Raw genomic sequence first — 13,389 nt, 5'->3', positions numbered from 1 at the left:
CGATGAACATTTCACTCTGCATCGGGGCTTATAAAGGTCAGGACGCAATCTACCATCTGGAGAAAATCCGGGAGCACGGGTTCCACGGCCTCGAGTATTACGCTTGGTGGAACCTGGATCTCGTCGAGGTGGCGAAGGCCCAGGAACGGCTCGGCGTCGGCATTATCGCCACTTGCACGAACGAGTTCAATCTCGTAGACGGCACGAAACGGGAAGCGTACATAGCCGGGTTGGCCGAGACGATCGAAGCGTGCCGGCGACTCGGGACACGCTCCATCATCTCGCAGACGGGCAAAGCGCTGGAGGGGGTGTCCCGGGAGCCGCAGATCGAAGCGATGGTCGAGACGCTGAAGCGATGCGCGTCTCTGTGCGAGCGGGCGAATGTCGTCCTCGAGCTGGAGCCGCTGAATGGGCTGGTCGATCACCCCGGTCATTTCCTGCAAGCCTCCGACGAGGCGGTACGGATCATTGACGCCGTCGACAGCCCGAACGTGAAGCTCGTCTTCGACGTCTACCACCAGCAGATTACCGAAGGAAATGTGACTCGCAACGCAACCCGCTATCGGGACCGCATCAACCATTACCATATCGCCGACAATCCGGGCCGGAAGGAACCCGGGACCGGGGAGTTGAACTACGTCCATATTCTTAATGCCATTAACCAAGCGGGCTTCGACGGCTTCGTGGGGCTGGAGTGCGGATATACGGTCGATCCCGATCTCGCGCTGGACCGGTTCAAACGCGACATTCTGCAAAAGATCGGGTAGTTCCTTTAATATTAGCCAGTATCGCAAAGGTGCCGATGTCTCTCGACCGAGAGGCTTCGGCTCTTTTGCGTGCTAATGCAGGTAAATGTCTCCGAGCTCGTTCGTCAGCTCCTGCTCCAGGGCGGGGCTGATCTCCGTCATCGGCAAGCGGAGCGAGGAGGAAGCAATAAGGCCCCGGTGCCGGAGCAGCCATTTCAGCGGGGCGGGATTCGGCTCGCGGTAGAGCAGTTCAATCAGCGGCAGCAAACGGTCGAACTGTGATTTCGCCTCCGGCAGCCTACCTTGCTGTACAGCCTCATACACGTCGGCGAGCTCGCCAGGGAATGCGCACGAGGAAGCGAGGATTCCGCCTTTCGCTCCGGCGCATAATGCGGCGTGGAAGTAGGCATCCTCCCCGCACAGGATCGACTTCGAGGTGCGCCGGGACAGCTCGAGCAGCTGACGGATGCCGCCGGAGCTGTCCTTCAGCCCGATCACATTCGGGATGTCCAGAATGCGCAGGACCGTATCCGTCGACAGCTCCACGCCGGTCCGGTAAGGAATGTTGTACGCAATCACAGGAAGGCCGACTTCGGCGATCGCCCGATAATGGGCGAGGATGCCGGCAGGCGACGGGCGGTTGTAATAAGGGACGACCGCCAGGACGGCATCGGCGCCGAGAGCGAGAGCCCGTTCGGTACGATGGATGGACGTGGCGGTGTCGTTCGTACCGGTCCCGATCGTGAGAGGCAGGACGGCGCCTGCCTCATTCATCGCGCCTTGGGTGGCTAGGGTGAGCTGCTCCACCTCCCCCCACGACAACGCGGGGGACTCTCCGGTCGTTCCTCCAACGATAACCCCTTGGATGCGATGCTGCAGCAGCCAGGTCAAGTAGGCGCGGTAGGAGGGAAGATCCAGCGTCCCGTCGGTCCGGAAAGGGGTTATGACCGGGACATGAACACCTCTCAATTGGGAAGCGTTTAGCATAGGAATCACTCCTCGGATTAATGCTGATGGAATTGCCTTCACTATAGCATGGAATGCCTGATCGGAGTTATCTATAATAAGTGATATATAATATCGAAAACTGTGATGGGATGGAGGCGCTGAGCGGTGGACTTGACCTACTTTCAAACGTTCCGGGAAATTGTGAAATGCCAGAGCTTCACGAAGGCGGCCGAAGAGCTCGGTTACGCGCAATCGAGCGTAACGGCTCAAATTCAGAAGCTCGAGCAGGCGTACGGCGTTCCCTTGTTCGAGCGGTTCGGCCGCGGCATGCGCCTGACTGCGGCGGGCGTCGCCCTGTGGGAACTCGCCCGGCCCATGCTGGAGCTGTACGAGGAGTCCAAGGAAACGGTCGGCCGTCATGCAGCGGGGAATCTATCGATCGGTACGATCGAATCGTTAGCCTCGTTTTACTTGCCGCCTTATCTGCAGCAATGGCAGAAGGCGTTCCCGAATAACCGGCTCACCCTGCATACGGTGGAAGAAGCTAGCTTGTACGAGCGGGTGAAGGAAGGAAGCTTCGACATGGGCGTCCTGCTAAGCGACGCCCCTCCGAGCCGTCCGCTGGAAGGGATCCGGATTCGAAGGGAGCCGCTATTACTGGTGACGAAGCCCGGTCATCCTTTGAGCCGGATCGCGGAGGTAACGCTCCATGAACTGAACGGGGAGTCGTTCATCGTGGCGGAGGAAGCTTGCTTGTACCGCGCTGCGTTCATCCGGCTGCTGAAGGAGGGGGGTGTCGATTACCGCATCGCGTTCGAGCTGGGCAGCCTGCAGGCGATCAAGCAATGCGTGCTGTATGGGCTCGGCATTGCGCTGCTGCCGCGAATCTCGGTTGCCGGAGAACTGGCGAACGGCGACCTCATTGCACTTCCTTTCGTCCACCAGGATCTGACGTTCGATATCCAGCTGGTGTATCACACGAAGAAATGGCTTTCGCAATCCCACGTGGCTTTCATCGACCAGTTGAAGCAGGAGGGGGCCTGATGCTCCCGAGCCCCTTACAAGCGGAACCGCAGCTTGTGGCGGTCTTTCTTGTTGCCGTCCCCGGAGTCGTCTTCTTCTTGCTGCGTTTCCTTCTCCTCGTGGAATTCAACCGGTGTTTGGCCGGTAACGTAGTCGAACGGGGTGTAGCGGCTGTCGGGAATCGTCCGGTTCCGGATCATCTTCACGACAATGATGCCGAGCAGAGCAAGAATAGGGACGACTAGCGAAAGGATGATATAGAACGAAATCATGGGCGCACCCGTCCTTTATTGAAAGATTTGTAGATTGTATACGGATGTTCCCCGCGTCGGTTTCTTTAATATTTGTTTAATTCGATGCGAATTGATGGAATTCGCCCTACTCCCTGACATCCTCTGCTATAATTAGGGACATATTCGACGATGGGGTGGCACACGATGATTAAATTGGCAGCTTTTGATGTAGACGGCACATTGCGGGAGCGGGATCATCTACCCGCCTCGACGAAGGCCGCCCTGAGCAAGCTGAAGGAACAAGGGATTGCACTCGCGCTTTGCACCGGCCGCAGCGAGCACGAGATGGCTTCGCTTAGGGAAGAGCTCGACATCGATTGGGCGATTACGTGCAACGGAAGCCATGTAGGCTACCGGGGGGAAACCGTATTCGGCAGCGCCTTCGAACCGGCCACCGTACGCCGTTGGCTCTTAGAAGCCAGTCGGCGGAAACATACGGTGTTGCTTTATGGCTCGAAGCGCATGTATATGAATGCTGGGGTAGACGCACCGCATTTTCACCAAGCCCGTCAAGAGATCGGGTTCATGGATCCGGATCGGCTGCCGGTGGAAGGGTTGGAGACGGCCGAGCTGCCGCCGGTGTATCAGTGCATTCTCTTCTGCACGGCCGAGGAGGAGCCCGCGTATTTGAGCGCAGCGGATCTCCAGCAGACTACAGAGACTTATTATCGTCATAGGTGGCGGGATTGGGCGATCGACCTGAATCCGGTCGGGACGAACAAGGCGAACGGGCTGCTCCGGCTGTTGCAGCATTTGAATATCGCGCCCGAGGAAGCCGCCGCGTTCGGCGATGGACTTAATGACCTGGAGATGATCCAGAGCGTAGGCATGGGTGTGGCAATGGGCAACGCGATCGACGAGCTGAAGGCGCGGGCGCGCTTCGTGACGAAGCCGATGCATGAGGACGGCATCGCTTACGCGGTCGACACGTATTTGTTGAAATGAGTGGGACAGGAGAGATGATCTGTGCTGGCTAGGATTGAGGAGCTGTTACAATCGGTTGAACCGTGCCGATGCGGGCAGCATCGAGCCATAACGATGGATGCCATCGTTGTGGAACGCGGAGCGTTGGGCCAAACGGCCTCCTATCTTCAGGATCGCGGACACCGGCACGTCGCGCTCGTCGCTGACGCGAACACGCTTCGGGCGGCCGGCGAGGCGTTGCATGCGCGACTGGAGGAGGCGGGGATCGAGACGACGGTAATTGTGCTGAAGCCCGATGACCGGGGCGATATCGTAGCGGATGAACAGTCGCTTGTCCAGCTGCTGCTGGAGGTTCGGCACGAGGCGACTTCGGCGCTGCTCGCCGTCGGAGCCGGCACGATTCACGATCTCGTGCGCTTCGCCGCTTACAAGATGGGCAAGCCGTTCGTGTCCGTTCCAACCGCGCCTTCGGTCGACGGGTTCACTTCGATCGGGGCGCCTCTCATTATCCGGGGCATCAAGACGACCGTTCCCGCCATTGCCCCGGAGGCGATCTTCGCCGATCTGGACGTGCTGATGGCCGCTCCGCAGCCGATGATCGCGGCCGGGTTCGGAGACATGCTCGGCAAATATACGTCCCTGTTCGATTGGAAATTTGGCCATCTGACCGCAGGCGAGCCCTACTGCGAGGCGGCGGCGGACATCACGCGCCGGGCGCTGGACGCTTGCGTCAACGCTGCGGGAGACATAGGCGCACGCTCGGAAGAGGGGGTTCGCGTTCTTACGAATGCGCTTATCGAATCGGGCCTTGCGATGCTTCTGTTCGGTCAATCGCACCCGGCATCCGGCTCGGAGCATCACCTGTCCCATTACTGGGAGATGGAGTATATCCGGCTCGGCCGCAAACAGCTGCTTCATGGCGCTAAGGTGGGGGTGGCATGCGGGGTAATCGCGGAGTTCATCCGGTCGGTGGAATCCGGCGGCACACTCCAGCAGCACTGGGGGGAGATCGTTTCGCAGCTGCCCCGTGTCCCGAGTCCGGACACGATCCGCGACTTGCTGCGGCAGGTCGGCGGCCCGACTTCGCCCGAAGCGCTTGGCATAGAGGAAGAGCTGCTGCGGCGCAGCTTGCGGGAAGCGCACCTCGTACGCAATCGGGCTACGTTGCTTAAGGCATACAATGAGCTCGGCGCTCCTGCATCAGCCCCCCACGGGGCCATCCCGATCCTTCGCATGTTTGACGAAGAGAAGACGAAGGAGTTCTATATCGGCTTCCTCGGGTTCCGCCTCGATTGGGAGCATCGCTTCGAGCCGGGCACCCCCCTGTACATGCAGCTGTCCGATGGTCTGGGTGCGATGCTTCATGTCTCGGAGCATCACGGCGACGCCACGCCCGGGTCGGCCGTCCGCCTCGAGGTGAGACATATCGAGCGGATGCAGGCGGAGCTGCTCGGCCGTGCTTACAAATACGCCCGCCCGGGCCTGCAGACCACTTCATGGGGAACGAAGGAAATGTGTATCCAAGACCCGGCCGGCAATAAGATCATTTTCTATGAACGCATCTAAACCTACAATGACGGAGTGATGCGGCTTGAATGATACGCTTGGCGATAGCGGCTGCGGGCGAAAAAATAATTTGCAGCCGTCCCCCATATCGACGTACAATATTTGGGAGTGCTAGTCCCAATTCTCGAACGAGGTGATTCCATGAAACGCTCCATGATCGCAGCTCAGCTGTACACGCTCCGGGAATATTCCAAGACGGCGGACGATCTCGCCGTCACGCTGCGCAAAGTAAGGGAAATCGGCTACGAGTCGGTCCAAGTATCGGGCATCGGTCCGATCGATCCCGCGGTCGTCAAGCAATTGGCCGACGAGAACGGACTGTCGATCTGTGCAACCCACGTCAGCTACGACCGGATGAAGAACGACTTCGACCGGCTGGTCGCCGAGCACAAGCTGTGGAATTGCGCTTACGTAGGCATCGGTGGCATTCCGGTCGAGTTCCGCGGCTCGCGTCAAGGCTATGAGACGTTCGCGAAGGAAGCTTCCGTCATCAGCCGGAAATTTAGCGAGCAAGGCCTGCAGTTCATTTATCATAATCACAAATTCGAGTTCGAGAAGTACGGCGGCATGCCCGCTCTGCAAATCCTGATGGAGCAATCGGACCGCGAGTCGTTCGGCTTCGAGATCGACACGTACTGGGTACACGCGGGCGGTGCGAGCGCGGCCGAGTGGATTCGCAAAGTGAACGGCCGGATGAAGGTCGTGCATCTGAAGGACATGGCGATTGTCGAAGACAAGCAAGTGTTCGCGGAGATCGGCGAGGGCAACATGCCCTGGGACGAGATCCTACATGCCTGCCGCGACATCGGGGTAGAATGGTATGTGGTCGAGCAAGACGTGTGCCTGCGCGATCCGTTCGAGAGCCTGGCCATCAGCTTCAACAACTTGCTCCCTTACTGCGAACGATAAGGCGAACGAGATCTGTGATGAATGAATACTCGAGAGGAAGCCGATCCGGACTTGCCAAGTTCCGGTGCGGCTTCCTCTTCGTGCTTCATTAAGGTGCATTCGGGTATAGTAACAGTATAAAGGCAAGGGAGGGGGCGGAAGGATGACTCGTCGAGAGAGGCTCATCGATGTAACCAAATGTATGCTGAACCGGGTCCGGGACGACGAGGTGTCGGCGCTTGGGGCTCAACTTACCTACTATTTGATTTTGTCTTTTTTTCCGTTCCTCATTTTTCTCATCAGCATCATCTCGTTTTTTCAGCTGTCCGGCGACGAGGTGATCTGGGAATGGATCTCGATTTTGCCGGAGGCGGCGAAGGAACTGATCACGCGCATATTAAGCGAAGTGTCCGGAAACAAAAGCCAGACCTTGCTCTCCGTCGGGATGATTGCGACCCTGTGGGCGGCCTCCAACGGAATTAACGCGATTATCAAAGGGCTGAACCGGGCTTATGACGTGGAGGAGAACCGAGCCTTTTGGAAAGTGAGAGGCATCTCAATTCTGTCGACCCTGGTGCTCGCCGTCGTTATTTTACTCTCCATGGGCATGGTCATTTTCGGCCGGGCGATCGGCGAATACCTATTCCGCTTCATGACCAATGCCGATCAATTCGACCGTATTTGGGCCGTGATGCAATATACCGTGCCTGTCGCTGCGATGCTCGCTGTGTTCACTCTGCTCTTCTGGATCACGCCGAACCGTAGACTGCGAATCCGTGAGGTCATTCCCGGAGCGATCTTCACGACGATAGGGTGGATCGCGATTTCGCTGGTCTTCTCCTTTTACGTAAACCGCTTCGGCAACTACACTCGTACATATGGCAGTTTAGGCGGAGTGATCGTGCTCCTCATCTGGCTGTACATCAGCTCGATTATGGTCATCTTGGGCGGTCAGCTCAATGCAACGCTTGCGTTTAGCCGGGAGGGACGCGTGAAGCCGGAGTGCAAAGCATTCGGCTGGTCGTTTCCATGGCTGAAAAAATGGCTGCCCAAAGGCTCAACCAAAAATCCCGCCCCCTGATCGAGGGGCGGGATCGTTATTTAACTGCCGGTCGAATGGACCGGCTCGAACGCTTGGGCCAGCAAAGAGGCGTAAAATTCCGCGCCTTCGGGGTTCAGATGCACGCCGTCGTCATAAAACAGCTCGCTCTTGTCCTTGCTCGCCGTGTGCCAGTCGACGAGGGTGACATTGGAGCACGTCGCCGCATACGAGGCAAGCGTGTTGTTCACTTCTTCCTCCCAGGGCCGAGGCACCCGTGTATTGACTAGAACGATATGCTGTACGCCCTTCAGAGAGGCGAACAGGGTGTCCAGCTGTTTCTTGGAAAACGAGCCGTTCGTGCCGAGCTCGATCAGCACCCGGCTGCCCAGGTTGCCATCCGCCTTCAGCTGGTTGATCAGCTCCGGCGCTTGCGCCATCTGGCGGCCGATTTTGCCCTCGATATGGATGCCGGGAAGCAGCTTCTCCAAATAAGGACCGGCATCCAGGATGACGGAGTCCCCGATTACGGTTATGCCTTTTCCGGATCCGGGCGAGGCGGCCGGTGTCGGAGTCGGTTTTGTACCGCCGTTTGGAGGATTCATCGTGGGTGTCGGAGTCGGCACCGGCGATGATGAGCCGCCCGGAGTCGGGGTCGGTTTTGCCGCCGTATCAGGCGTAGGCTGAGCCGTGGGAGTCGGCAGCGGCAGCGGCGTCGGAGTCCCCGTATCTGACGGGTGGACACCGCCCGCGACGCTCACCGCGTTCCCGTCCATGAACGGCGACCAGCCGCTCGTGCCCCCGCCGAGCATGAGCAGAGCGAGGAGGGTGCCGGCGGACGTCACCCACAGCCGGCCGGGCCTGAACGGACGCTTGTGATCTCCCGTCAGGATTCGTCTCCAGAGCTTGCCCATCGAGCCTTGTCGAATCGGTTCCTCCACGAGACGGTACGAGAGCGCCGCCAGGATCAGAGTGGCTGTGACCTGCACCGCTGCGCGCACCACGTTCAACTCCTCGGACTGCACGGACGGCGATGTCAGAATGATAACGGGATAATGCCACAGATAGATGCCGTAGGAGCGCTGCCCGAGCCACTTCAGCGGGGCGGAGCCGAGCACCTTGGCCAATAGGCTGGCCGGGTGGGCCAGCACGGCTACGAGCACGGCGGCGGCTATGGACAGCACCACCATGCCGCCCTGGTATAAGCCGGCGTCATATTCGTTCGTCCGCCAGACGAGCAGCCCGACCGTGAACAGCGCGACGGTTCCGCTCATATCGAGCGCGGTCCTGGAACGAAGCGTCAGCTTCGTCGCCAAGCGGCGGCTCGGCCAGACGAGGGCGAGCAGGGCGCCGATCAGCAGGGCGAACGCCCGCGTATCGGTCCCGTAATACACTCGGCTCGGATCGAGGCCTGGCTCGTACAGGACGGCCATCGCTACGGCGGAAGCCGCGATGCCGGCGACCAGGAGCAGGATGATCCGACCGCGCCGCTTCACGAAACGGAGCAGCAGCATGAATACGATCGGCCAGACCAGGTAGAACTGCTCTTCCACCGCGAGCGACCATAGATGGCCGAGCGGGGAAGGAGGGCCGAAGCTCTCGAAGTATGAAACCTCGTGGTACACGTACCACCAATTCATGACGTACAGCACGGACGCCATGGCGTCCTCCCGGATGGAGGACAGCTGGGTGCGGCCTAACATCGTCGCCCAAGCCAGCACCGCGCCGATCATGACGAGCATGGCGGGCATGAGCCGTCTGATGCGGCGCATCCAAAAATCCTTCAAATCGATTGTGCGATGCCGGCCCCACTGGTCGGCCAGGATGTCCGTGATCAGATACCCCGATAGAACGAAGAATACCCCGACCCCCAACAGCCCGCCCTGGGCCCAGCCCGCATGCAGGTGGTAGGCGATGACCGCGAACACCGATAGCGCCCTCAGCCCGTCCAGACCTGCCATGTAACGCCTTTCCGACTTAACTTCCTGTCCTGCTTGCCTGCTTCCTGCTGCGCTTGCGCTTGCTCTTGTGCTGTGTTTCATACTCGCCAATGCCCTTTCATTTCTTATGTCTCCGGTTCATTATAAACGCTCGGCACGGGCAATTAGTTACAAAAAAATGAAGAATCCGAGAAATTTCGCGCACCCGCAAAAAAAACCAGCAAATGGCTGGGAATGCCCGCCAAATGCTGGTTCTAAGCCGGTCGGAAAGGGGACGAGTCAGAACAAAATATACAGCAAAATCGCAATTCCGACAATCGCCGCCAGGACGTAAAAGCTCGTCAATCGGACCATGTTGCCGGTCGTTCTGCGCTCGTAGTCCGGGTTGCCTTCCCGGTTCGTCTTGGATACGCCGACTAGAACGGTGGAGACGGCGGCGACAAGGACGAACAGGGCAATAAGCAGAATATAGGGGATCACGACATTCACCTGCTTTTCGTATGGAGTCAGTTACCTACAAAATAGCAATAAAACGCCCAATTGTAAAATTAGGGTTGACTTTGAGGTTTATTGCTTATATAGTTAGTTACATGAGTAACTAACCAACAAACTGAGAGGCAAGGCGGTGAGACGATGAGTTTTCTAATGGACGACAGCCGTCCGATATTCGTACAGATTGCGGAGCGGATCGAGAACGACATTCTGGAAGGGCGATTGCCCGAGGAGTCCCAAGTGCCTTCTACGAATCAATTCGCGAGCTTTTACCAGATCAATCCGGCTACCGCTGCCAAAGGGGTCAACTTGCTGGTCGATCAAGGCATTCTTTATAAGAAGAGAGGGATTGGAATGTTCGTAGCGTCAGGGACAAAGTCGGTAATTTTGGAGAAGCGGCGAGAGCAGTTTTATGAACAATATGTCGTCACGATGGTCCAGGAAGCGCAGAAGCTTGGGATTACGGCGGATCAATTGTCGGAAATGATTCGGAGAGGGGAGACGGGTCGATGAACCAGATCGTCGAATTGAAGCGATTGACCAAAGCTTACGGGGAGTTTAAAGCGGTAGACGAGATCAGCCTCACGATCGAGCCGAACAAAATCTACGGACTGTTGGGCCGGAACGGCGCGGGCAAGACTACGATCATGCACATGCTGACCGCCCAGCTGTTCCCCACGAGCGGAGAGCTGCGCGTATTCGGGGAAGAGCCGTACGAGAATGCCGGTGTGCTGAGCCGCATCTGCTTCATCAAGGAGAGCCAAAAATATCCGGAAACGTACCGGGTTCAGGATGTGCTGGACATTGCGGCCTATACATCCCCGAACTGGGACCGCGAGTATGCGCTGGAGCTTACGGAGGCGTTCCGTCTCCCCTTGAAGCGCAAAATGAAAAAGCTGTCGAGAGGGATGCTCTCCTCCGTCGGCATCATCGTGGGGCTCGCGAGCCGTGCGCCGCTCACGATCTTCGACGAGCCGTACTTGGGGCTCGATGCGGTAGCCCGCAGCTTGTTCTATGACAAGCTGCTCGAAGACTACGCCGAGCACCCGCGGACGGTCATCCTCTCCACGCATCTGATCGACGAAGTAAGCCGGCTGCTCGAGCACGTGTTCGTCCTGGACAGCGGCAAACTGATCATCGACGAAGACGCCGACGCCTTGCGGGACCGCGCGTTCGCCGTTGCCGGGCAATCGGCTGCCGTGGAGGCATTCATGGCCGGGAGGACGGTGCTGAATCGAGAGTCGCTCGGGGGCTTGGCCACGGCGGCCGGCATCGGCCGGCTGAAGCCGGAGGACCGCAAATACGCGGCCGAGCTCGGACTTGAGCTGGCTCCGGTATCGCTGCAGCAGTTGATCGTCTATATGACTAAGAACGAGTCCAATCGGAAGGCGGTAGAGGTGTAATGATCAATCGATATATGTTGTCCGTCGCTCGGATGCACCTGAAGGATCGTTGGTCCTGGATCATTCTTCCCTGGGTGATCCTTCTGTCCAGCTTCGTCATCAATTTGCTTATAGCGGGGATTGCCCCGATGGAAGAGGAAGGTCTTACGACCGGGGGCCTATCTTCTATGTTCGTCTACTTTTTCGTGGGGGGCATTGTCTCGCTCGTTCAGATGTACCCGTTCGCACTCGGATTCAATGTGCGGAGAAAAGACTTTTTTTGGGGAACCGCGATAGCGATCGGATCCGTCAGTGTATTCATCTCGATCGCACTCGTCCTTCTAGCCTTCATCGAGAATGCGACGGACGGATGGTTCGTGAATCTGCATTTCTTCGATTTGCCTTACTTCTCCGACGGGAACGTACTCGCCCAATTATGGATCTACCTGCTGCTGCTCCTCTTTTTGTTCTATGCGGGCTTTACGATCTCCAGCATTTACCGCAAGTTCGGGCGTAACGGCATGTATGCCTTCTTCCTGATCCTCGCGCTGGCCTTCACCGTAATCGGTTACGCGGCCACGTACTATGGATGGTGGGCCGATCTGGCTCACTGGGTGTCGGACTATTCGATGCTCGGGCTTGCAAATTGGACGTTATTGCCTACTGCCGTTTTCCTGGCGGCTTCCTATTCGCTCCTCCGCAGAGCGACCGTGTGACCCAAGCTTAGCAACGAATTACCGCCCTCAAAATAAACGTACCCTCATTGCGGTTATCGGACCGCATGAGGGTACGTTTATTTTTATTTCTGGGTAGCCAGCCAATCGGCAATCGAGCCGATGTCCGAATCCGATAGTCTGCCCTTGAACGCGGGCATCGCGCCTCGGCCGTTCGACACGACGGTCACGATCTGGTCTTTCGACAGCTTGCCGCCGACCTTGGTCAGATTCGGTCCTACACCGCCCTGCAGGTTGTCGCCGTGGCAGCTGACGCAATTTTGCTTGTAAATCGTTTGCCCCGCCGCCGCTGTGGTGCCGCCCGGGCTCGCCGCCGGGGAAGCTGCAGGCGATGCCGCCGGCGATCCGGCCGGGGCCGGGGATGGCGTTGTCGTCCCGTCTTTTCTGGCGCACGCGGTGACCGAAACCGCTAGCAGCATGGACAAAAGGATCAACGTTTTTTTCATGGAAGCCGCTCCTTTTTGAGGTTGTGAGATGCAACTTGCCTATACTTTGCCCTCAAGGGACAAAATCATACATGGGGCTGGCTCCGTCTACTTGTATAAGAGAGGACCGAGTTGAACACAATACGCACAAACCAACATTTACATAACAAGAAGGAGGCTGGAAACGATGGCAGATGAACGCAGGAATGAACCCGCGGACGAGTCCCGACGCCGATTTCTGAAAGTATCCGGGGCGGCGATCGGCGGCGTAGTCGTCGGCGGGGTGATCGGCGGCGCGATTGGCCGAAGCTACAACAAGACCAAAGCGCCGGACGGCGGCCAAGGCGCCGCTCCGGAAGTGCCGCCTGCGGCCGATTACAACCAAGCGCCGATGTTCTTCACCCAAGCGCAGCTGCAGATTACCGAGGCGGCGGCGGAGCGCATTTACCCGAAGGACGAGAACGGACCCGGCGCATCCGAGCTGGGGGTGGCGTTCTATATCGACCATCAGATGGCAAGCCCCTGGGGGTACAACGCCCGCGAATATAGGATGGGCCCGTTCGTACGAGGCGAAGCAACCCAAGGCGATTACCAGAGCATCCCCAGGCACGAAGTGTTCACGATGGGCTTGCAGGCGCTGGAGGATGCGAGCAAGTCGAAGTATGGAGGCAAAACGTTCATCGAACTGACCGATGAAGAGAAGGACGCGCTGCTCGCCTCCATGGAGAAAGGCGAGATTATGGTCGTGAACGGAGTGACCGGCAAATCGTTCTTCAATTTGCTGCGGATGCTGACGATCGAAGGCGTTTATTCCGACCCCCTCTATGGCGGCAACAAAAATATGATGGGCTGGAAGATGCGCAAGTATCCGGGCAACCAGATGAGCTACACGGGCATTATGGACAAGGATTTCGTCGCTTTGGAGCCTCGCTCCCTGCACGACCACTTCGTCACCCACTAGTCCCCGTTCGCAACGGGCAGCTATCGAG

General features: G+C 58.1%; 15 protein-coding genes. 10 read left to right on the top strand and 5 right to left on the bottom strand.

Going from position 1 to position 13,389, the window contains the following annotated elements; genetic code table 11:
• Window positions 1-2 precede the first annotated feature (2 nt).
• A complete protein-coding gene (locus ACI5FR_RS14270) occupies window positions 3-767 on the top strand; it encodes a TIM barrel protein (protein ID WP_405455278.1) in 765 nt (254 codons plus the stop codon).
• A 72-nt stretch (window positions 768-839) separates the two neighbouring features.
• Here ACI5FR_RS14270 and dapA read toward each other — a convergent pair whose 3' ends face one another.
• Entirely contained in the window at window positions 840-1,733 is an 894-nt protein-coding gene (gene dapA / locus ACI5FR_RS14265) for a 4-hydroxy-tetrahydrodipicolinate synthase (RefSeq protein WP_405455276.1), read from the bottom strand.
• A 126-nt stretch (window positions 1,734-1,859) separates the two neighbouring features.
• Here dapA and ACI5FR_RS14260 point away from each other — a divergent pair, with 126 nt between their 5' ends.
• A complete protein-coding gene (locus ACI5FR_RS14260) occupies window positions 1,860-2,738 on the top strand; it encodes a LysR family transcriptional regulator (protein WP_405455274.1) in 879 nt (292 codons plus the stop codon).
• Window positions 2,739-2,752: 14 nt separating this feature from the next.
• Here the strand turns inward: ACI5FR_RS14260 and ACI5FR_RS14255 are convergent, their stop codons facing one another.
• Entirely contained in the window at window positions 2,753-2,989 is a 237-nt protein-coding gene (locus ACI5FR_RS14255; protein WP_405455273.1) for a DUF3951 domain-containing protein, read from the bottom strand.
• Window positions 2,990-3,154: 165 nt separating this feature from the next.
• Here ACI5FR_RS14255 and ACI5FR_RS14250 point away from each other — a divergent pair, with 165 nt between their 5' ends.
• From ACI5FR_RS14250 to ACI5FR_RS14235, 4 genes are all read left to right on the top strand, one after another.
• Window positions 3,155-3,955 carry an HAD family hydrolase gene (locus ACI5FR_RS14250; protein ID WP_405455271.1) on the top strand — a complete coding sequence of 267 codons (801 nt, stop codon included), beginning with the start codon at window positions 3,155-3,157 and terminating at the stop codon, window positions 3,953-3,955.
• A 21-nt stretch (window positions 3,956-3,976) separates the two neighbouring features.
• On the top strand, window positions 3,977-5,500 hold the full coding sequence (locus tag ACI5FR_RS14245) for a glyoxalase superfamily protein (protein WP_405455269.1): 1,524 nt from the start codon (window positions 3,977-3,979) through the stop codon (window positions 5,498-5,500).
• A 141-nt stretch (window positions 5,501-5,641) separates the two neighbouring features.
• Window positions 5,642-6,409 carry a sugar phosphate isomerase/epimerase family protein gene (locus ACI5FR_RS14240; RefSeq protein ID WP_405455267.1) on the top strand — a complete coding sequence of 256 codons (768 nt, stop codon included), beginning with the start codon at window positions 5,642-5,644 and terminating at the stop codon, window positions 6,407-6,409.
• Window positions 6,410-6,551: 142 nt separating this feature from the next.
• Window positions 6,552-7,469, top strand: a complete 918-nt coding sequence (locus tag ACI5FR_RS14235; RefSeq protein WP_405455266.1) for a YihY/virulence factor BrkB family protein — start codon at window positions 6,552-6,554, stop codon at window positions 7,467-7,469.
• Between the two features lie 20 nt (window positions 7,470-7,489).
• On the opposite strand, the gene ACI5FR_RS14230 is transcribed toward ACI5FR_RS14235, so the two are convergent.
• Window positions 7,490-9,388 (bottom strand): acyltransferase family protein, encoded by a 1,899-nt coding sequence (locus tag ACI5FR_RS14230; protein ID WP_405455264.1) that lies wholly within the window; start codon window positions 9,386-9,388, stop codon window positions 7,490-7,492.
• A 258-nt stretch (window positions 9,389-9,646) separates the two neighbouring features.
• Complete coding sequence (locus ACI5FR_RS14225) at window positions 9,647-9,847, bottom strand: hypothetical protein (RefSeq protein WP_405455263.1); 201 nt, start codon at window positions 9,845-9,847, stop codon at window positions 9,647-9,649.
• Between the two features lie 153 nt (window positions 9,848-10,000).
• Here ACI5FR_RS14225 and ACI5FR_RS14220 point away from each other — a divergent pair, with 153 nt between their 5' ends.
• From ACI5FR_RS14220 to ACI5FR_RS14210, 3 genes are read left to right on the top strand one after another with little or no spacing between them, the layout of a single operon-like run.
• Window positions 10,001-10,372, top strand: a complete 372-nt coding sequence (locus tag ACI5FR_RS14220; RefSeq protein ID WP_405455261.1) for a GntR family transcriptional regulator — start codon at window positions 10,001-10,003, stop codon at window positions 10,370-10,372.
• Complete coding sequence (locus tag ACI5FR_RS14215) at window positions 10,369-11,262, top strand: ABC transporter ATP-binding protein (RefSeq protein WP_405455259.1); 894 nt, start codon at window positions 10,369-10,371, stop codon at window positions 11,260-11,262. Before ACI5FR_RS14220 ends, ACI5FR_RS14215 begins: the two co-directional genes overlap by 4 nt.
• A complete protein-coding gene (locus ACI5FR_RS14210) occupies window positions 11,262-11,957 on the top strand; it encodes a hypothetical protein (RefSeq protein WP_405455257.1) in 696 nt (231 codons plus the stop codon). Before ACI5FR_RS14215 ends, ACI5FR_RS14210 begins: the two co-directional genes overlap by 1 nt.
• Before the next feature lie 83 nt (window positions 11,958-12,040).
• Here ACI5FR_RS14210 and ACI5FR_RS14205 read toward each other — a convergent pair whose 3' ends face one another.
• Complete coding sequence (locus ACI5FR_RS14205) at window positions 12,041-12,421, bottom strand: c-type cytochrome (protein WP_405455255.1); 381 nt, start codon at window positions 12,419-12,421, stop codon at window positions 12,041-12,043.
• Window positions 12,422-12,587: 166 nt separating this feature from the next.
• Here ACI5FR_RS14205 and ACI5FR_RS14200 point away from each other — a divergent pair, with 166 nt between their 5' ends.
• The gene (locus ACI5FR_RS14200) at window positions 12,588-13,361 is read left to right on the top strand and encodes a gluconate 2-dehydrogenase subunit 3 family protein (RefSeq protein WP_405455253.1); all 774 of its coding nucleotides are present in this window, start codon (window positions 12,588-12,590) and stop codon (window positions 13,359-13,361) included.
• Window positions 13,362-13,389 lie beyond the last annotated feature (28 nt).

The sequence above is a fragment of the Paenibacillus sp. HJGM_3 genome (assembly GCF_045062745.1).
Classification (GTDB): domain Bacteria; phylum Bacillota; class Bacilli; order Paenibacillales; family NBRC-103111; genus Paenibacillus_AA.
This window is presented reverse-complemented; position numbering and strand designations above follow the sequence as displayed.